Source organism: Actinoplanes sp. NBRC 103695, assembly GCF_030269485.1.
Classification (GTDB): domain Bacteria; phylum Actinomycetota; class Actinomycetes; order Mycobacteriales; family Micromonosporaceae; genus Actinoplanes.
The window spans coordinates 163,571-181,673 of the sequence record NZ_BSTL01000010.1 but is presented as its reverse complement, the minus strand read 5'-3'; the positions used below and the strand labels follow the sequence as shown (position 1 = coordinate 181,673).

Below are 18,103 nucleotides of genomic sequence, written 5' to 3'. Positions count from 1 at the left end.
TGCGCGACGTCGATGCGTGGGTGTAAGCAGAGCAAAGGGTCAGTCGGAGCGGCGGCCGAACTCGACGTTGTCGAGGTCGCCGTGGAACTGGTCGGTGTCGACGTCGGACTGGGCGGCGTTGATCCGCTTGCCGCCGATGACCACGTTCCCGGTGGGCAGGATGCCGGCCATCTGCACGGTCTGGATCCGGGGCAGCGCCAGCGGCCGCCCGGTGGCGGGGTCCTCCACCCGGGTCGAGAAGAAGACGCGTGCCTTCCGGCTGCACGTGACCCGGTACCAGCGGCCGACGGTCATCTGCCAGCCCTCGGGACCGGCCGGGAGCAGCACCACCTGCGTCCCGTCGGACCACCGGCAGGACGGGCGGCCGTAGTCGACCTGCAGCTTCCACTGGCTGAGCCCGGCGCCGGCCGCCCCGAACTGGAACACGTTCTGTCCGGCGTCCGGTGACGGCGGCGCGGTCAGCCGGATGTCCGCGCCGTACACGAACCGCCCCTCCCCCTCGTTGCCGGGCACCAGCGTGACCGTGCTGGTCGGGCGGATGATCCCCTGCGGGCAGGGCGCCGTGGTGCAGCTGCCGCCCGGGAAGCGCAGGAACTGGCGGCCGTTCTCGGTCACCGGCGTCACGGTGCCGCCCCCGCCGGTCAGGACGGCGCCGTGCACCTCGTTGCCGCTGCTGTCCCTGACCAGCGCCGGCGCCTGCAACTCGCCGGTGTAGCGCAACTCCAGCCGGAGCCAGGGGAAGGTGGCCGAGGCGGGCTGGGCCGTGGTGAGGACAAGGACGGCGGCGCTCGCGGCGCCGATCAGGACGGTACGTAAAGACCTCATGTGAGGAGTGCAGTCCACGACGGCCTCGACGCGACGACAATTTGTGCGCTTGACACCACTCCATACTGCATACAGGATACTGAAATGACGGACGCGCTGTGGTCGTACGACGTCAATCTGTCGATGCTCTTCACCGAGGTGCCCCTGCTCGAACGGCCCGCGGCAGCGCGTGCCGCCGGCTTCGAGGCGGTCGAGTTCTGGTGGCCGTTCGCCACCGCCACCCCCGCGGAGGCCGAGGTCGACCGCTTCGTCGACGCCATCGGCGAGGCCGGTGTGCGGCTGGTCGGGCTCAACTTCTTCGCCGGCGACATGGCCGCTGGCGATCGGGGGCTGGTCTCCTGGCCGGAACGCACCCGCGAGTTCCTGGACGGCGTCGACGTCGCCGTGGCGATCGGCGTGCGGACCGGGTGCCGCTCGTTCAACGCGCTCTACGGCAACCGGCTGCCCGGCGTCGACCCCGGCCGGCAGGACGACATCGCGATCGAGGCGCTGGCGCACGCCGCGCACTACGCCGCCCGGATCGACGCGCAGGTGGTGATCGAGCCGCTCAGCGGCGTGCCGCTCTACCCGCTGCGTAAGGCCGCCGACGCGCTCGCCGTGATCGACCGCCTCCCTCGCCGGGACAACCTGCGGCTGCTCGCCGACCTCTACCACCTGGCGGTCAACGGCGACGACCTGAGCACGTTGCACCAGCTCACCCAGCGGATCGGCCACGTGCAGATCGCCGACGCGCCCGGCCGGCACGAGCCCGGCACCGGCGAGCTCGATCTGATCGGCGTGGTCGAGCGCCTCATCGCGCACGGCTACCGAGGCCACATCGGACTGGAGTACGCCCCCAGCACCACCACCGCCGACACCTTCGGCTGGCTCACCAGGGAGGCCGTTTCATGACCGACATCGGGTTCATCGGGCTGGGCATCATGGGGTCGCCCATGGCCAGCCACCTGATCGCGGCCGGGCACCGGGTGGCCGGGTTCGACGTGCAGCAGGAGGCCCGGCAGCAACTGGCGGCGATCGGCGGGCGCGTCGCGGAGAGCGTGGCCGACGCGGTGGCCGGCGCCGAGGTCGTGATCACCATGCTGCCCGACCATCCGCAGGTCGAGCAGGTCGCGTACGGCGACGACGGGATCCTGGCCCGGGCCAAGCCGGGCACGCTGCTGATCGACATGAGCACGATCCGCCCGGAGACGTCGATCGCGGTGGCCCGCGCCGCCGCGGAACGCGGCATCCGGGTGCTGGACGCACCCGTCTCCGGCGGCGAGGTGGGCGCCAAGCAGGCGGCTCTGTCCATCATGGTCGGGGGTACGAAGGACGACGTCGCCGCCGCGCGCCCGGTCCTGGAGGTCCTCGGCCGCACCGTCGTGCACGTCGGGGCGCACGGCGCGGGTCAGGTCGTGAAGGCCGCCAACCAGCTCGTGGTGGCCGGGATCTACGCCCTGGTCGGCGAGGCGATCGTGCTGCTCGAGGCGTCCGGAGTGGACCCGGCGAAGGGCCTGGACGTGCTCGCCGGCGGGCTGGCCGCGAGCCGCGTCCTCGACCTCAAGCGCGAGTCGATGATCGCCCGGGAGTTCGCGCCCGGCTTCCGGATCGACCTGCACCACAAGGACATGGGCATCGTGCTGGACGCCGCCCGCCGCGCCGGGGTGGCCCTGCCGCTCTCCGGGCTGACCGCGCAACTCGTCGCCGCGGCGCGCGCGATGGGCCACGGCGGCGACGACCATTCCGCCCTGCTGACCGTGACGACAACGCTCTCCGGAAGGGAATGACCCCATGCCTCGAATCCCCGCCATGCAGGCCGTCGTCGAGGTGCTCCGCTCGGAGGGCGTCACCACGGTCTTCGGCTGTCCCGGCGCCGCCATCCTCCCGCTCTACGAGGCGATGGAGACGGACGGCCGGATCGAGCACCTGATCGTGCGCCACGAGGAGGGCGCCACCCACATGGCCGACGGCTGGTCGCGCACCACCGGCGACGTGGGCGTGGCGATCGGCACCTCCGGCCCGGCCGGCACCAACATGATCACCGGGCTGTACACGGCGCAGGCCGACTCGGTGCCGATCATCTGCATCACCGGCCAGGCGGTCTCGTCGAAGCTGCACCAGGAGGCGTTCCAGGCGGTCGACATCGTGGCGATCGCCCAGCCCGTCACCAAGTGGGCGGTGCAGGTCAAAGAGGCCGCGCAGGCGCCGTGGATCCTGCGGAAGGCGTTCCAGGTGGCGCGGTCCGGCCGGCCCGGCCCGGTACTCGTCGACCTGCCGCTGGACGTGCAGAAGCAGCTGATCGAGTGGGATGCGTCAGTGGACGCGCGGCTGCCCGTCACACCCGTACGCCCGCATCTGCCCCGGGTTGAAAAAGCTCTTGATCTGCTCCTGGCCGCGGAACGCCCGCTGATCCTGGCCGGTGGCGGCGTGATCCTGGCCGACGCGGCGGTCGAACTCCGCGACCTGGCCGAGCATCTGCGGGTTCCGGTGCAGGTCACCCTGATGGGCAAGGGCGCGCTCGACGACGACCATCCGCTGCACGCCGGGATGACCGGGATCCAGACCTCGCAGCGGTACGGCAACGCGTCGTTCCTGGAGTCCGACCTGGTGCTGGCGGTCGGGGCACGGTTCGGCGACCGGCACACCGGGGCGCTCGACGTCTACCGCGGCGACCGGAAGTTCATCCACGTCGACGTCGAGCCCACCCAGATCGGCAAGGTGTTCGGCCCCGACCTGGGCGTGGTGTCGGACGCCCGGATCTTCCTGCGCGAGTTGCTCGCCGCGGCCCGCCGCCGCCAGGCGTCCTGCGGCACGAAGGCGTGGCTGGCCCGCATCGACGACCTGAAGAAGCAGCTCACCCGGCGCGAGGACTACGACGACGTGCCGGTCAAGGCGCCGCGCGTCTACAAGGAGATCAACGAGATCTTCGGCCCGGACACCTACTTCGTCACCGCGATCGGCCTCTACCAGATCTGGGGCGGCCAGCATCAGAAGGTGCACGAGCCGCGCCGTTACCAGGTGTGCGGGCAAGCCGGGCCGCTCGGCTGGGAGATCCCCGCCGCGATCGGCGTGAAGAAGGCGGCGCCGTCGGCCGAGGTCGTCGGCGTGGTCGGCGACTACGGCTTCCAGTTCCTGGTCGAGGAACTCGCGGTGGCCGCCCAGTACGACATCCCGTTCGTCCTCATCATGCTGAACAACGAGTACCTCGGGCTGATCCGGCAGGCCGAACTCCCGTACGGCATCAACTACGAGGTCGACATCCACTACGACACCTACGGCACCGACAACGTCAAGATCATGGAGGCGTACGGCTGTTCCGGCCGCCGCGTCGTCGACCCCGGCGACATCCGTGACGCCATCGAGTGGGCCCGCAAGGAGGCCGCCCGCACCAGCCGCCCCGCCCTGGTCGAGATCATGATCGAACGTGAGGCGAACACCCCGCACGGCCCGTCCATCGACGCGGTCAAGGAGTACTCGTGAGGTAGCTGGTCAGCATCCGCACCATCTCGTCCTCCAGCCGCGCCGTGTCGACCGGCTCCGGCCCGGCGGCCAGCAGGTGCACCACCATCTCGACGGTGGCCACGACCAGCTGGGCCGCGATGCCGGTGTCGGCGACGCGTACCTCCGGGTGGCTCTCCAACAGCTCCCGCATCTCACCGACGCGTTCCCTGTGGTGACGGTCGAGCCGCCCGACGATCTCCTGCGACCACGGAGCCCGCTCGATCAGCATGCGCAGCAGCTGCGGATCGTCGCGGTGGTTGTCGATCACGGCCCGGACCCGCTGCCGGACGATGTCGCCCAGCTTTTCCGGATGCTTGCCCTGCTTCGTGGCCATGCCCGCGTCCAGGTGCCGGACCAGCAGGCTGGCCAGGATCGCGTCCTTGTTCGGGAAGTACTGGTACAGCGACCCGATCGACACGCGGGCCCGCTCGGCGATCCGGTTGGTGGTGCCGGCGGCGTACCCGTACTCGGCGAAAACGTGAGCAGCCGCCGTCAGGATGCGTTCCCGGGTGAGCTCCGCCCGCACCTGTCGTGGCTGCTTACGAGGCTCCAGCTGCCGCACGCTCCCACTCCCGTCAAAAGCGAGTTTCCAAGAAGGCGAGTAATTGCTCAGAATTTTGCCATGAGCTGGGACATCTTGCCGAAGGTGCAGTTGCCTTCCACACGCCGCATGATCACCTTGACGGTCCGGCGAACGGAGCAGACCACCCCCGCCTTCCGCACCGTCACGCTCGGCGGCCCCGACCTCGACAACCTGACACCGACCGGCTTCGACCACACGGTGCGTCTGTTCTTCCCCCGCGAGGGCCAGCCCGCGCTGCGCATGCCGACCCTCAACAGCGAGGCTTGGATGGCCCAGACCTTGCTGCTGCCCAAATCGGTGCGCCCTTGGGTACGCAACTACACGATCCGCCGCACCCGCCTCGACGTGAACGAGGTCGACATCGAGTTCGCCCTGCACGCCGACGGCCCCGCGTCGAGGTGGGCTTCACACGCCCGCCCCGGCGACCCGGCCGGCATCTGGGACATGGGTATCAGTTACCTGCCGCCCGCCGAAGCCGAGTGGCATCTGCTGGTAGGCGAGGAGTCAGCCGTGCCGGCAATCCTGTCCATCCTGGAGCACGCTCCGTCATCCCTGGCAGCGGAGGTCTTCCTGGAGGTCCCGTCGTCCGCCGACATCCGCACCGACGTCACGGCCCCACCCGGCGCGCGCATCCACTGGCTCCCCCGCAGGGACGGCCCCGGCCTGCCCGGCGCGCTGGCCCTGGCCACGGTGAAGGAGGCCGCACTCCCGCCGGGCCGCTTCTACACGTGGGTGGCCGGCGAGTCCAAGCTCCCGACGGGCCTGCGCCGCCACCTGGTCAACGACCGCGGCATCGCCAAGTCCGACATAGCCTTCTTCGGCTACTGGCGGAACGGCCGCTCCAGCCCCGGCTGACTCCCTGGCCGCCGCTGATCGTGGGCAGGTACTGATCCACCTGGGCCAGGCCGAAATCGGCGGCGGGTGACCACCGGATCCGGTTGACTCTCGTGGGTGGAGATGCGACCCAGTGAACGATGGCGGGAACTGCTCGACGAGCGGGTGGCTGAGGCCGCCCGGCTGCTCGGATCGGCCGGCGGCGTGCACGGGCTGATCGTCGGCGGGAGTGTCGGGCGGGGTGAGCCGTGGCCCATGTCCGACATCGACCTGCTGCCGATCTACCTCAGGTCGCGGGACGACGACGCACAGCTCGAGGCTCGCCGGGCCGAGCTGGTCGACTGGTGGACCGGGTCCGGCCGGGCGCAGGCCCTCGATGTCGGCAAGCTCGCCTTCACCGTCGGCGAGGTGCGGGACGCCATGCGCCGCACGCCGGAGCAGGTCGTCGGGCTGCTCGGTGATCAGCGGTGGTTCCACGGGCTGGACAAGGCCTACGGTGGCCGCGCCGCTGACCTGGGCGATGAGCTGACCTCGGGATTCGTCGCCTGGATCAATGTTGTTCGCTTCCACCCGGCGATCGTCGCGGCCCGGCGGGAGACCTGGCGCACGACAGCCGCCGAGGCCGTCGCCACCGCGGCGACGGCCGAGCCGGCGCAGGCGACCTACCTGGTACGGGAGGCAGCCCGCGCCCTGCGCATGGACCTGTTGGAGAGCTGGGGTGAGCGCCTCGGCTCGATGGGGCGGGAGTGGACACGGTTCGAGCGGATGGCCCGCCGGCACGGGCAGCAGGAGGCGGCGCGGCGGCTGGCGGTGCTGGCCGGTGCTGATGTCGAGACGGCCTCGCGGCGGGCCGAGGTGGCGCCGGTCTGGTTGCGGGAGCGCATCGACCTCTGCCTGCGCGCCCGCCTGGCCGTCGGTGAGGAGGTCACCGCGGCGGAGAACGCCCGGGACCAGTTGGTCGCGTACACGTTGCATGTGGTCCGTAAACGGCCGGACCTGGACGGGCCCTGGACCGGGTCGCCCGAGCCGCGGCTCGACCGGTTCTTGACCGAGCTCGGCCGGTAGCGGCCGCGCCGCGCACCCACCCCCGGCGATCCGCGCGCCATCGGGGGGCGATCGCGAAACCTGCGAGACCACCCTGTGGTGGACGAACGCTACAGCGACCCGATGACCGCCCGCATCAGCCGGGCGGTCTCCGACGGCGTGCGTCCGACCCGCACGCCGGCCGCCTCGAGGGCGGCCTTCTTGGCCTCCGCCGTGCCGGACGAGCCGGAGACGATCGCGCCCGCGTGGCCCATGGTCTTGCCGGGCGGGGCGGTGAATCCGGCGATGTAGCCCACCACCGGCTTGGTCACGTGCGAGGCGATGAAGGCCGCGGCCCTCTCCTCCGCGTCGCCGCCGATCTCGCCGATCAGCACGATCGCCTTCGTCGCGGGGTCGGCCTCGAAGGCGGCCAGGCAGTCGATGTGCGTGGTACCGATGATCGGGTCGCCGCCGATGCCGACGCAGGTGGAGAAGCCGATGTCGCGCAGCTCATGCATCAGCTGGTAGGTCAGGGTGCCCGACTTCGACACCAGCCCGATGGGGCCGGCGCCGGTGATGTCGGAGGGGATGATGCCGGCGTTGGCCCGGCCGGGGCTGATCAGGCCGGGGCAGTTCGGGCCGATGATGCGGGTCGCGCTGTTGCGGGCGCGCGCCCACACCGTGGCCGTGTCGAGCACCGGCACGCCCTCGGTGATGACCACGGCCAGCGGAATTTCGGCGTCGACCGCCTCGAGGACGGCCGATTTCGTGTGCGCCGGCGGCACGAAGATGACGGACACGTCCGCGCCGGTCTCCTTCACTGCCTCACCCACCGAGGCGAAGACCGGCAAGGACGTGTCCTTGACCTGGACCAACGTCCCAGCCTTGCGTGGGTTCACGCCGCCGGCCACGTCGGTGCCGGCGGCCAGCATCCGGCGGGTGTGTTTGAGGCCCTCGGCGCCGGTCATGCCCTGCACGACGACGCGGGATTTCTCGGTCAGCCAGATCGCCATCTCGTCACGCTCCCAATCCGGCGGCCCGCGCTGCGGCACCGTCCATCGTGTCCACCTGTTCGACCATCGGGTGTGCGGCCTCGGCCAGCAGTGACCGCCCGGCCGCCGCGTTGTTGCCGTCCAGCCGGACCACGATCGGCCTGGTCACGGCGTCGCCGAGCAGTTCCAGCGCCTGGATGATGCCGGTGGCCACGGCGTCACAGGCCGTGATGCCGCCGAAGACGTTCACCAGCACCGATTTCACGGCGGGATCTTCGAGTACGACGGACAGCGCGTCGGCCATGACCTGTGCGCCGGCTCCTCCCCCGATGTCCAGGAAGTTGGCGGGCCGAGCACCCGCTCCGGCCACCACGTCGAGCGTCGACATGACCAGCCCGGCGCCATTGCCGATGATGCCGACCGTCCCGTCGAGCTTCACGTAGTTGAGGCCGAGTGCGGCCGCCCGCTGCTCCAAAGGATCTTCAGCCTCGGTGGAATAGTCCGAAAGGTCCTGACGGAAGAACGCGTTGTCGTCCAGCGTCACCTTGCCGTCGACCGCCAGCACCTTCCCCGATCGGTCCACGATCAGGGGGTTGACCTCGACCAGGGTGGCGTCCGACGCGACGAACACCTCCCACAGTTTCGCCGCGACCGGCTGCAGGGCCTCGGGAAACGCCTCGGGCGGCAGGCCGGCGGCGGGGTCGATGGGTGTGCGGACGATGGCGGAGGCGGGCACCTGCTCGATGTCCATGCCGCCGGACGCCGAGAACATCGCGAGGATGCCCCGGTCGGCCCGGTCGATCAGGAAGGCGAGGTAGTACTCCTCGACGATGTCGGACGCCTCGGCCACCAGCACCTGGCGTACCCGATGGCCTTTGATCTCCATTCCCAGGATCTCCCCGGCGAGAGCGGAGGCGGCCTCCGGGGAAGGAGCCAGTCGCACCCCGCCGGCCTTGCCCCGGCCACCGGCCTTGACCTGAGCCTTGATCACGGTGGGCCGGCCGATGCGGGCGGCGATCGCGGCGGCGGCGGACGGGCTGGCAGCGACATCACCGGCGGGGACCGGCACCTGATGCGCGGCGAACAGACGCATGGCTTGGTGCTCGTACAGATCCATGCTCGGAGCATACTGTATGCAATATGTGGTCTACCATAGTCTGGACAAGCCAAAGTGAACCGGCGAGGATGGACGGCATACGGTATGCAGTCTTCACCTGGAGGGACCATGACCCAGACCACCACCGAGTCATCCACGGAGAAGATCCTGCGTAAGCCCAGCGAGGATCCCGACACCGTCTCCGGCGGCCATCTCGTCGCCAAAGCGCTCAAGGCGGAGGGCGTGGACGTCATCTTCACCCTCTGCGGCGGCCACATCATCGACATCTACGACGGCTGCGTCGACGAGGGCATCGCGGTGGTCGACGTACGCCACGAGCAGGTCGCCGCGCACGCCGCCGACGGCTACGCCCGGATCACCGGCAAACCCGGCGTGGCCGTGGTGACCGCCGGCCCGGGCACCACCGACGCGATCACCGGGGTGGCCAACGCGTTCCGGGCGGAGAGCCCGATGCTGCTGATCGGCGGCCAGGGCGCGCTCAGCCAGCACAAGATGGGCTCACTGCAGGATCTGCCGCACGTCGACATGATGCAGCCGATCACCAAGTTCGCCGCCACCGTCCCGCACACGTCACGCAGCGCCGACATGGTCTCGATGGCGTTCCGCGAGTGCTACAACGGCGCGCCCGGACCGTCCTTCCTGGAGATCCCGCGCGACGTGCTGGACGCCGAGGTCAAGTTGGCCGACTGCACGATCCCCGCACCCGGCCGATATCGCGCGAGCACGAAGAGCGCCGGCGACCCCGCGGCCATCGAGGCGCTGGCGGCCCTGATCGCGCGGTCGGAGAAACCGGCCATCCTGCTCGGCACCCAGGTGTGGACCGGCCGCGGCACCGACGCCGCGATCGACATGGTCCGCAGGCTCAACGTGCCGGCGTTCATGAACGGCGCCGCCCGGGGCACCCTGCCGCCCGGCGACCCGCACCACTTCCACCTGTCGCGGCGCTACGCGTTCAACAACGCCGACCTGATCATCATCGTGGGGACGCCGTTCGACTTCCGGATGGGGTACGGCCGCCGCCTGCCGAAAACCGCGAAGGTGGTCCAGATCGACATGGACTACCGGACGGTCGGCAAGAACCGCGACATCGACCTGGGGATCGTCGGTGACCCGGGCGCGGTGCTGGCGGCGGTGACACGGGCGGGTTCTCGGAAGGACCGCAAGGCGTGGTTCGACGAGCTGCGCGCCGAGGAGACCGGGGCGTACGAGAAGCGTCTCCCCCGCCAGCTCTCCGACGCCGACCCGATCCACCCGCTGCGCCTGGCCCACGAGATCAACGAGTTCCTCACCGAGGACTCGATCTTCATCGGCGACGGCGGCGACATCGTCACGTTCTCCGGCGGCGTGGTGCAGCCCAAGGCGCCGGGCCACTGGATGGACCCGGGCCCGCTGGGCACGCTCGGCGTCGGTGTCCCGTTCGCGATGGCCGCCAAGTACGCCCGTCCCGACAGCGAGGTGGTCTGCCTCTTCGGCGACGGCGCGTTCAGCCTCACCGGCTGGGACTTCGAGACGATGGTGCGCTTCAACCTGCCGTTCGTCGGCGTGGTCGGCAACAACTCGTCGATGAACCAGATCCGCTACGGCCAGAAGCGCAAGTACGGCGAGGCGCGCGAGCGGGTCGGCAACACCCTGGGCGACGTGCACTACGACAAGTTCGCCGAGATGCTCGGCGGGTACGGCGAGGAGGTGCGCGACCCGAAGGACATCGGGCCGGCGCTGCAGCGGGCCCGCGAGTCGGGGCTGCCGTCGCTGATCAACGTCTGGGTGGACCCGGACGCCTACGCCCCGGGCACGATGAACCAGACGATGTACAAGTAGTTACGCAGAGAACGAACGGTCTTTCTCCGGAGACTGACCGTTCGTTCTCGCCAGTGCCCACCGCGCGGGCGGCGGCTCACTCCGGGCTTGCCGCCCGCTGCTCGTAGATCTTCCGGGTCCGCTCGGTGTGCTTGCGCATCAGCTCGCCGGCCCGGCGCCCGTTCCCGCTCGCGATCGTCTCGATCAGCTCGCGGTGCTCGTCCCAGGCTTCCTTGCCGCGGGCCCGGGCGATCGGACGGTAGTACCACCGCACCCGCCGGTCGACCATGCCGATCAGCTCGGCCATGATCTTGTTGCCGGACATCGTCAGGATGTGCTGGTGCAGCGCCGCGTTGGCGGCCACCATGCCGGCCTCGTCGTCCTTGGCGACCGCCTGCTCGCCGGTGGCCTGGAGCTTCCACAGCTGCTCGACCGTCTCCGGCGTCGCGTTGACCGCGGCCAGCCGGGCCGACTCCGCCTCCAGCAGCGTGCGCGCGCCGAGCAGCTCGTCCGCCTCCTTGGGCGTCGGGCTGTGCACGAACGCGCCCAGCGCCGGTCGCAGGTCGACCCAGCCCTCGGCGTGCAGCCGCTGCAACGCCTCGCGGACGGGCTGGCGGCTGACCCCGAGCTGCGCGGCGAGCTCCTGCTCGACGAGGTGCTCGCCGGGCTGGAGCTCGCCGTTGATGATCATGTCGGAGATGACGTCGGTGACCGCCTGGCGCAGCGGCACAGGCCGCTCCAGCGGCTGCCGCACCGCCCTGGTCCGCCGCGTGGTGCTGTCGGGCATCGAGTTCCTCTTCAGTGAGACTGCTTTTAGCATACAGTCGCCCAAATACAGGCTTGTTTTCAGGCTGGCGGATAGCTCGAGTAGGACGGGAAGTTCCCGTAGAGCGGAGCCTCCCCCACCGTCACCGAGTGGACGAGCAGCGAACCGCCCACGAAGGCCCCGCGCCACGATGCGCCGCGTCCGCCGAACACCTCGTCCCGGTCCCCGCGCGACCGCGGCCGGTTGATGCCCACCTTGAACGCCTGCACGTCAGCGGCGAGACGAGTCGCCAGCCGAATGTCGTCGCAGGCGAGTGACGCCACCAGCGAGCCGTTCGAGGCGTTCATCGCGGCCAGCAGCTCGGCCTCGGTGTCCACCAGCACGATCGTGTCCACCGGCCCGAACGGTTCGGCGTGGTGCAGCGGCGACGACCGGGGCGGCGCCAGCAGGGTCACCGGCGGCAGGTACGCGTCCGTCGGCTGCCCCGGCAGAAAGTGCCCGTCGGCGAGCGAGCCCCGATGCAGCGGCACGCCGCCCCGGGCGATCGCCACCTCGACGATGTCGTTCAGTTCCTTCGCCTTGGCGTGGTTGATCAGCGGGCCGTACTCGAGATCGGGCAACTCGGAGGACGGCGACGAGACCGCGAGCGGATGCCCGAACCGGACCTCACGGACCGCGGGCAGATACGCCGCCAGGAACGCGTCGAAGAGCTTCCGCTGCACGACGTAACGCGGGTAGGCGGTGCAGCGCTGTTTCCCGTACTCGAAAGACTTGCGCACCAGACCGCCCAGCAGCTCCCACTGGCTGAACTCCCACACACCCCAGCAGTTGAGTCCCTCCTGCTCGAGCACGTGCCGCTTGTCCGAGTCGAGCAGCCGGGCCGCGACCTGGCCGCCGACATCACGCCCGCCGACGAACGACACGCACCCCACCTCGGGCGCGCCGACCAGCACCGACGACAGTTTCGCGCCGCTGCCGCTGATCAGGGTGAGCGGCAGTCCCTCGCGGGCGGCCAGCGCGACGGCCAGGGTCAGGCAGCTCACACCGCCGTCGGTGGGCGCCTTGCCGATCGCCGCGTTGCCGGCCAGCACCTGCACCAGCATCGCGTGCATCAGGACGCTCATCGGGTAGTTCCAGCTGGCGATGTTGCTCACCGGCCCGGGCAGCGGCGCCCGCCCGTCGAGCATGCCGTCGATCTCCTCGGCGTACCACCGAACCCCGTCGATGCACCGGTCGACGTCGGCGGTGGCCAGCCGCCACGGCTTGCCGATCTCCCAGACCAGCAGCAGGGACAGCAGTTCGCGATGCTCCTGCAGAGCGTCGAGAGCGGCGAGCACGCGCGCTTTTCGTTCGCTCAGAGATTGGTCACCCCAGGCGCGATGCTGGTCGTACGCCGCCCGCACGGCGGCCGTGGCCGTCAGCTGGTCGACGGCCGGCGCCCCGGCGATCTCGGTGCCGTCCACCGGGGACACTCCCGTCGTGACGGCACCGCCGGAGCGCCAGAGCCCGCCCCAGTAGTTGGCGAGCCCGTCGGGCAGGAAGGCTTGGGGCGCCACCGAGCGGCAGCGCGCGTAGAGAGTTGGCCAGTCAGTTCCGGACTTGAGCAGCATGTCACTCCCGAAGTGGGGTGGAGTGGTAGCCCAGCGCGGCATCCGGGCATCGGATGCCGCTCTGGGCTACCACTGCGCGAAGCTCAGCCGACGAGGCGAGCGGCCTCGGCGGCGAGCGGGTCCAGGGGCGCCGCCTGATCGGCGAGCGCCTGCAACCGGGCCCGCATGCGCGGATCCCAGAACCGGCGGACGTGCGAGGCGATGGCCTCGGCAGCCTCGCCGGGTGGCAGATGGCGGAACTGCCGGGCGATGTCGTTGATCATCCGCAGTTCCGCCGGGACGGTGCCGGTCATGTCAGGCCTGGCCGCTGATCGCGTAGGTCTCCTCGGTGGCGTGGCGCACCAGGGGTTGGGCGAGCGAGACCTGGACCGCGGTCACCTTGTACTCCGGGCAGTTGGTGGCCCAGTCGGAGTTCTCGGTGGTCACCACGTTCGCGCCGGTGACCGGGTGATGGAAGGTCGTGTAGACCACACCGACCGGCATGCGGTCCGCCACGCGAACGTGCAGCGTCGTCTCCCCGACCCGGCTGGCCAGCGTGACCAGGTCCCCGTCGGAGATGCCGCGGTCCTCGGCGTCGTGCGGGTGCACCTCGAGCACGTCCTCGGGGTGCCAGGCGACGTTGCCGGTGCGCCGGGTCTGCGCGCCGACGTTGTACTGGCTCAGGATCCGGCCGGTGGTCAGCACCAGCGGGAAGCGCCGGGTGGTGCGCTCCTCCGTCGGGACGTACTCGGTCCGGACGAACTTGCCCTTGCCCCGGACGAACTCGCCGATGTGCATGACCGGGGTGCCCGCCGGCGCGTTCTCGTTGCACGGCCACTGGACGCTGCCCAGCTTGTCGAGCAGCTCGAAGGAGACGCCGGTGAAGGTGGGTGTCACCGAGGCGATCTCGTCCATGATCTCGCTGGGGTGGGTGTAGGACATCGGGTAGCCCATCGCGGTGGCGATGTCGCAGATGATCTCCCACTCGTGCTTGCCGGACCGGGGCGGCATGACCGAGCGGACCCGGTTGATCCGCCGCTCGGCGTTGGTGAACGTGCCGTCCTTCTCCAGGAAGGACGCGCCGGGCAGGAAGACGTGCGCGAACTTGGCGGTCTCGTTGAGGAAGAGGTCCTGCACGACGACCAGTTCCATCGAGCGCAGCGCCGCGAAGACGTGCTGCGTGTTGGGGTCGGACTGGGCGATGTCCTCGCCGTGCACGAACAGGCCGCGGAAGCTGCCGTCGATCGCGGCGTCGAACATGTTGGGGATGCGCAGGCCGGGCTCCTTTTCGATGGTGCGGCCCCAGAGCCCTTCGAACAGGCCGCGGACGGCCTCGTCGGACACGTGCCGGTACCCGGGCAGCTCGTGCGGGAACGAGCCCATGTCGCAGGAGCCCTGCACGTTGTTCTGCCCGCGCAGCGGGTTCACGCCGACGCCGTCGCGGCCGATGTTGCCGCATGCCATCGCGAGGTTGGCCATGCCCATCACCATCGTGGAGCCCTGGCTGTGCTCGGTGACGCCCAGGCCGTAGTAGATGGCGCCGTTGCCGGCCGTGGCGTAGAGCCGGGCCGCCGCGCGCAGGTCGGCAGCCGGCACGCCGGTGATCTCCTCGACCGCCTCCGGGCTGTGCTCGGGCTGTGCGATGAACGTCGCCCAGGTGTCGAAGTCCTCGCAGCGCTCGGCGACGAAGTCCCGGTCGACCAGCCCCTCGGTGACCGCGACATGCGACATCGCGTTGACCACGGCCACGTTCGTTCCCGGCCGTACCGGCAGGTGGTAGGCCGCCTCGATGTGCGGCGAGCGGACCAGGTCGATCCGGCGCGGGTCGACCACGATCAGCTGGGCGCCCTCGCGCAGGCGGCGCTTCATCCGGGACGCGAAGACCGGGTGCCCGTCGGTCGGGTTGGCGCCGATCACCACGATCACGTCGGCCTGGGCCACCGACTTGAAGTCCTGGGTGCCGGCCGACTCGCCGAAGGTCTGCTTGAGGCCGTACCCGGTCGGCGAGTGGCAGACCCGGGCGCAGGTGTCGATGTTGTTGTTGCCGAAGGCGGCCCGCACCATCTTCTGCACCACGAAGACCTCCTCGTTGGTGCAGCGCGACGACGAGATGGCGCCGATCGAGGCGGCGCCGTGCCGCTGCTGGATGTCCAGCATCCGGCTCGCGACCGTGCCGATCGCCTCGTCCCACTCCACCTCGCGCCACTCGTCGTCGATGGTGTCGCGCACCATCGGCTTGAGCTTGCGGTCCGGGTGGCTGGCGTAGCCGAACGCGAACCGGCCCTTCACGCACGAGTGGCCCTCGTTCGCGCCGCCGTCCTTGTGCGGCACCATCCGCACCAGCTCGTTGCCGCGCAGCTCCGCCTTGAACGAGCAGCCCACCCCGCAGTACGCGCAGGTGGTGATGACCGTGCGGTTCGGCATGCCCAGCTGTACGACGGACTTCTCCTGCAGCGTGGCCGTCGGGCAGGCCTGCACGCACGAGCCGCAGGAGACGCACTCGGACTCCATGAACGAGCCGCCGGCGCCGGGCGACACCTTGGACTCGAAGCCGCGGCCCTCGATGGTCAGCGCGAACGTGCCCTGCACCTCGTCGCACGCGCGGACACAGCGGGAGCAGGCGATGCACTTGGAGGCGTCGAAGTCGAAGTACGGGTTGCTGGTGTCGGTCGGCGCGTCCAGGTGGTTCGCGCCCTCGTACCCGTAGCGGACCTGGCGCAGGCCCACCGCGCCGGACATGTCCTGCAGCTCGCAGTCGCCGTTGGCCGAGCAGGTCAGGCAGTCCAGCGGATGGTCGGAGATGTAGAGCTCCATGACACCGCGGCGCAGCCGTTGCAGGCGGGGTGTCTCGGTGGCGACCCGCATGCCCTCGGTGACCGGCGTCGTGCACGACGCGGGGGTGCCGCGCCGGCCGTCGATCTCCACCAGGCACAGCCGGCACGAACCGAACGCCTCCAGGCTGTCCGTCGCGCACAGCTTGGGAATGCCGATGCCCGCTTCGCCGGCCGCGCGCAGGACCGAGGTGCCCTCAGGCACGGTGACCGGCAGGCCGTCCACTTCCACGGTGACGGTTGCCGGGCCGGGACGCCGGGGCGTTCCGTGGTCGGGTTCCTTCAGCAGAGTCATGGCTGCCTCGCCTCGAAGTCCTCAGAGAAGTGGTTTATCGCGCTACGCACGGGCATCGGGGTGAGCCCGCCCATCGCGCAGAGGGATCCGTCGGTCATCAGCTCGCACAGGTCCTCGAGCACGGCCAGGTTCTCGTCGCGGTCCACGCCGGTACGGATCCGGTCGATCACCTCGACGCCGCGCACCGCGCCGACCCGGCACGGCGTGCACTTGCCGCAGGACTCGGCCGCGCAGAACTCGAAGGCGAACCGGGCCTGGGCGGCCATGTCCACGGACTCGTCGAACACCACGATGCCGCCGTGGCCGACCATCGCATTCGCCTTGGCGAACGCCTCGTAGTCCATCGGCAGGTCGAACTGCGACGTCGGCACGTACGCCCCGAGCGGCCCACCGACCTGCACCGCACGTACCGGGCGGCCGGTGCGCGTGCCGCCGCCGTACCCCTCGACCAGCTCCCCCAGCGTGATGCCGAACGCGGTCTCGACGATGCCGCCACGCGCGACGTTCCCGCCCAGCTGGAACACCTGGGTGCCACGCGAGCGCTCGACGCCGAGCGACTGATAGGCGTCCGCGCCGCCGGCCAGGATCGTCGGCACGGTCGCCAGGGTGAGCACGTTGTTGATCACGGTCGGCTTGCCGAAGAGCCCCTCGAACGCCGGGATCGGCGGCTTCGCGCGGACCATGCCGCGCTTGCCCTCCAGGCTCTCCAGCATCGAGGTCTCTTCACCGCAGATGTACGCCCCGGCGCCGACCCGGGTCTCCAGGTTGAAGCCGTCCAGCCAGGGCTCAGCCCTCTTGATGGCCTCGCGCATCGTCGCGATGCCGTCCGGATATTCCGAGCGGATGTAGATGTAGCCTTCGGTCGCCCCGACCGCGTAGGCCGCGATGGCCATGCCCTCGATCAGCATGAACGGGTCGCCTTCCAGGACCATCCGGTCGGCGTACGTCCCGCTGTCGCCCTCGTCGGCGTTGCAGCAGACGAACTTCAGGCCGTCCGGGCAGTCCATGACCGTCTTCCACTTGATGCCGGCCGGGAAGCCCGCGCCGCCACGGCCGCGCAGTCCCGACTCGGTCACCTCGGCGACCACCTCGGCCCGCGTCATCGTGCGCGCCCGGCGCAGCCCCGCCATTCCGCCGTTCGCCAGATAGTCGTCCACCGACAACGGATCGGTGCGGCCCATCCGCGCGAACGTCACCCGCTGCTGCGAGGCCAGCCACGGGTGTTCGTCCACCACGCCGATGCTCTCGGCGGTGCCCGCGAGGATGCCCGGCACGTCGGCCGGGGTCACCGAGCCGTAGCCGATCCGGCCTTCGGAAGAGGAGATCTCGACCAGGGGTTCGAGCCACAGCATGCCGCGCGAGCCGTTGCGCACGATGGTCAGCGACGGGTCCGCCTCGGCGAAGGCGGCGGCCACCTCGTCGGCCCCGACCGAGCGGGCCGCCGAGTCCCGGGGGACGTAGACCGTGGTCATGCCAGCACCTCACGCAGTCGTGACGCGGTCATCCGGCCATACACCCGGCCGTCGATCGCGACCGACGGACCCAGCGCGCAGTTGCCCAGGCAGAACACCTGCTCGACGGTGCCGCAGAGGCCCGGCGCCGCGGCGAAGAGCTCCTCCGCGCCGACCGCCTGACAGGCCTCCGCCCGGCACACCTGCACCTTGGGGCCGAGAACCGGCGACGGCTTGAAGTCGTGATAGAAGGTGATCACGCCGTGCACCTCGGCGCGGGAGAGGTTGAGCTCCTCGGCCAGCACCGGCACCGCGTCCTCGGGCACGTGCCCGAGCGTCCGCTGGATCTCGTGCAGGATCGGGATCAGGTTGCCGCGCTGCTCGCGGCAGGCCGCCACCGCGGCGCGTACGGGCGCGGCGATCGCGGGGTCGACCAGTGAGGCGGGGCTGGGCGCCGCGGCCTCCCGGCGCTTGCGACGGGGACGGTCCGGCTCTGACGTCGGCGGCTCTGACATGGGCG

At 70.5% G+C, this 18,103-nt stretch carries 16 protein-coding genes; 6 read left to right on the top strand and 10 right to left on the bottom strand.

Translation table 11 applies throughout. The features are described 5' to 3' along the window. Nucleotides 1-39 precede the first annotated feature (39 nt). Nucleotides 40-825 (bottom strand): hypothetical protein, encoded by a 786-nt coding sequence (locus QSK31_RS19540; RefSeq protein ID WP_285685598.1) that lies wholly within the window; start codon nucleotides 823-825, stop codon nucleotides 40-42. A gap of 84 nt (nucleotides 826-909) precedes the next feature. Here QSK31_RS19540 and QSK31_RS19535 point away from each other — a divergent pair, with 84 nt between their 5' ends. Genes QSK31_RS19535 through gcl form a run of 3 tightly spaced genes read left to right on the top strand, consistent with a single transcriptional unit; the run spans nucleotide 910 to nucleotide 4,284 of the window. Then, nucleotides 910-1,716: a hydroxypyruvate isomerase family protein gene (locus QSK31_RS19535; RefSeq protein WP_285685597.1), complete on the top strand. Its 807-nt coding sequence runs from the start codon at nucleotides 910-912 to the stop codon at nucleotides 1,714-1,716. Continuing rightward, the gene (locus tag QSK31_RS19530) at nucleotides 1,713-2,591 is read left to right on the top strand and encodes a 2-hydroxy-3-oxopropionate reductase (protein WP_285685596.1); all 879 of its coding nucleotides are present in this window, start codon (nucleotides 1,713-1,715) and stop codon (nucleotides 2,589-2,591) included. The genes QSK31_RS19535 and QSK31_RS19530 overlap by 4 nt, the downstream gene beginning before the upstream one ends. Before the next feature lie 4 nt (nucleotides 2,592-2,595). After that, nucleotides 2,596-4,284: a glyoxylate carboligase gene (gcl, locus tag QSK31_RS19525; protein WP_285685595.1), complete on the top strand. Its 1,689-nt coding sequence runs from the start codon at nucleotides 2,596-2,598 to the stop codon at nucleotides 4,282-4,284. On the opposite strand, the gene QSK31_RS19520 is transcribed toward gcl, so the two are convergent. Continuing rightward, nucleotides 4,268-4,867: a TetR/AcrR family transcriptional regulator gene (locus tag QSK31_RS19520; protein WP_285685594.1), complete on the bottom strand. Its 600-nt coding sequence runs from the start codon at nucleotides 4,865-4,867 to the stop codon at nucleotides 4,268-4,270. The two genes, gcl and QSK31_RS19520, sit on opposite strands and share 17 nt — an antisense overlap. Before the next feature lie 60 nt (nucleotides 4,868-4,927). Here QSK31_RS19520 and QSK31_RS19515 point away from each other — a divergent pair, with 60 nt between their 5' ends. Together QSK31_RS19515 and QSK31_RS19510 are read left to right on the top strand one after the other, a co-directional pair. Further along, a complete protein-coding gene (locus QSK31_RS19515) occupies nucleotides 4,928-5,743 on the top strand; it encodes a siderophore-interacting protein (protein ID WP_285685593.1) in 816 nt (271 codons plus the stop codon). Between the two features lie 102 nt (nucleotides 5,744-5,845). Then, nucleotides 5,846-6,787, top strand: a complete 942-nt coding sequence (locus tag QSK31_RS19510) for a nucleotidyltransferase domain-containing protein (RefSeq protein ID WP_285685820.1) — start codon at nucleotides 5,846-5,848, stop codon at nucleotides 6,785-6,787. Between the two features lie 89 nt (nucleotides 6,788-6,876). On the opposite strand, the gene sucD is transcribed toward QSK31_RS19510, so the two are convergent. Then, a complete protein-coding gene (gene sucD / locus QSK31_RS19505; RefSeq protein ID WP_285685592.1) occupies nucleotides 6,877-7,758 on the bottom strand; it encodes a succinate--CoA ligase subunit alpha in 882 nt (293 codons plus the stop codon). A gap of 4 nt (nucleotides 7,759-7,762) precedes the next feature. Next, on the bottom strand, nucleotides 7,763-8,854 hold the full coding sequence (gene sucC / locus QSK31_RS19500) for an ADP-forming succinate--CoA ligase subunit beta (protein ID WP_285685591.1): 1,092 nt from the start codon (nucleotides 8,852-8,854) through the stop codon (nucleotides 7,763-7,765). Between the two features lie 108 nt (nucleotides 8,855-8,962). On the opposite strand from sucC, the gene QSK31_RS19495 reads away from it, so the two are divergent. Further along, nucleotides 8,963-10,672 carry a thiamine pyrophosphate-binding protein gene (locus QSK31_RS19495; RefSeq protein WP_285685590.1) on the top strand — a complete coding sequence of 570 codons (1,710 nt, stop codon included), beginning with the start codon at nucleotides 8,963-8,965 and terminating at the stop codon, nucleotides 10,670-10,672. A gap of 76 nt (nucleotides 10,673-10,748) precedes the next feature. Here the strand turns inward: QSK31_RS19495 and QSK31_RS19490 are convergent, their stop codons facing one another. From QSK31_RS19490 to QSK31_RS19465, 6 genes are all read right to left on the bottom strand, one after another. Then, a complete protein-coding gene (locus QSK31_RS19490; protein WP_285685589.1) occupies nucleotides 10,749-11,438 on the bottom strand; it encodes a GntR family transcriptional regulator in 690 nt (229 codons plus the stop codon). Between the two features lie 59 nt (nucleotides 11,439-11,497). Then, complete coding sequence (locus tag QSK31_RS19485; RefSeq protein ID WP_352244457.1) at nucleotides 11,498-13,027, bottom strand: aldehyde dehydrogenase family protein; 1,530 nt, start codon at nucleotides 13,025-13,027, stop codon at nucleotides 11,498-11,500. A gap of 83 nt (nucleotides 13,028-13,110) precedes the next feature. Beyond that, nucleotides 13,111-13,320: a formate dehydrogenase subunit delta gene (locus QSK31_RS19480; RefSeq protein WP_285685588.1), complete on the bottom strand. Its 210-nt coding sequence runs from the start codon at nucleotides 13,318-13,320 to the stop codon at nucleotides 13,111-13,113. Nucleotide 13,321: 1 nt separating this feature from the next. Next, nucleotides 13,322-16,132, bottom strand: coding sequence for a formate dehydrogenase subunit alpha (gene fdhF, locus QSK31_RS19475; RefSeq protein ID WP_285685587.1), 2,811 nt, complete (start codon nucleotides 16,130-16,132; stop codon nucleotides 13,322-13,324). Next, nucleotides 16,129-17,604: a formate dehydrogenase beta subunit gene (locus QSK31_RS19470; protein ID WP_285685586.1), complete on the bottom strand. Its 1,476-nt coding sequence runs from the start codon at nucleotides 17,602-17,604 to the stop codon at nucleotides 16,129-16,131. The genes fdhF and QSK31_RS19470 overlap by 4 nt, the downstream gene beginning before the upstream one ends. Next, nucleotides 17,601-18,098 (bottom strand): NAD(P)H-dependent oxidoreductase subunit E, encoded by a 498-nt coding sequence (locus tag QSK31_RS19465; RefSeq protein ID WP_285685585.1) that lies wholly within the window; start codon nucleotides 18,096-18,098, stop codon nucleotides 17,601-17,603. The genes QSK31_RS19470 and QSK31_RS19465 overlap by 4 nt, the downstream gene beginning before the upstream one ends. Between the last annotated feature and the right edge of the window lie 5 nt (nucleotides 18,099-18,103).

Coding starts and splice junctions, on each gene's coding strand:
- QSK31_RS19535 (WP_285685597.1), top strand. CDS start 910: ATGACGGACGCGCTGTGGTCGTACGACGTCAATCTGTCGATGCTCTTC.
- QSK31_RS19490 (WP_285685589.1), bottom strand. CDS start 11,438: ATGCCCGACAGCACCACGCGGCGGACCAGGGCGGTGCGGCAGCCGCTG.
- sucC (WP_285685591.1), bottom strand. CDS start 8,854: ATGGATCTGTACGAGCACCAAGCCATGCGTCTGTTCGCCGCGCATCAG.
- gcl (WP_285685595.1), top strand. CDS start 2,596: ATGCCTCGAATCCCCGCCATGCAGGCCGTCGTCGAGGTGCTCCGCTCG.
- fdhF (WP_285685587.1), bottom strand. CDS start 16,132: ATGACTCTGCTGAAGGAACCCGACCACGGAACGCCCCGGCGTCCCGGC.
- sucD (WP_285685592.1), bottom strand. CDS start 7,758: ATGGCGATCTGGCTGACCGAGAAATCCCGCGTCGTCGTGCAGGGCATG.
- QSK31_RS19470 (WP_285685586.1), bottom strand. CDS start 17,604: ATGACCACGGTCTACGTCCCCCGGGACTCGGCGGCCCGCTCGGTCGGG.
- QSK31_RS19510 (WP_285685820.1), top strand. CDS start 5,846: ATGCGACCCAGTGAACGATGGCGGGAACTGCTCGACGAGCGGGTGGCT.
- QSK31_RS19485 (WP_352244457.1), bottom strand. CDS start 13,027: ATGCTGCTCAAGTCCGGAACTGACTGGCCAACTCTCTACGCGCGCTGC.
- QSK31_RS19495 (WP_285685590.1), top strand. CDS start 8,963: ATGACCCAGACCACCACCGAGTCATCCACGGAGAAGATCCTGCGTAAG.
- QSK31_RS19540 (WP_285685598.1), bottom strand. CDS start 825: ATGAGGTCTTTACGTACCGTCCTGATCGGCGCCGCGAGCGCCGCCGTC.
- QSK31_RS19515 (WP_285685593.1), top strand. CDS start 4,928: ATGAGCTGGGACATCTTGCCGAAGGTGCAGTTGCCTTCCACACGCCGC.
- QSK31_RS19480 (WP_285685588.1), bottom strand. CDS start 13,320: ATGACCGGCACCGTCCCGGCGGAACTGCGGATGATCAACGACATCGCC.
- QSK31_RS19465 (WP_285685585.1), bottom strand. CDS start 18,098: ATGTCAGAGCCGCCGACGTCAGAGCCGGACCGTCCCCGTCGCAAGCGC.
- QSK31_RS19530 (WP_285685596.1), top strand. CDS start 1,713: ATGACCGACATCGGGTTCATCGGGCTGGGCATCATGGGGTCGCCCATG.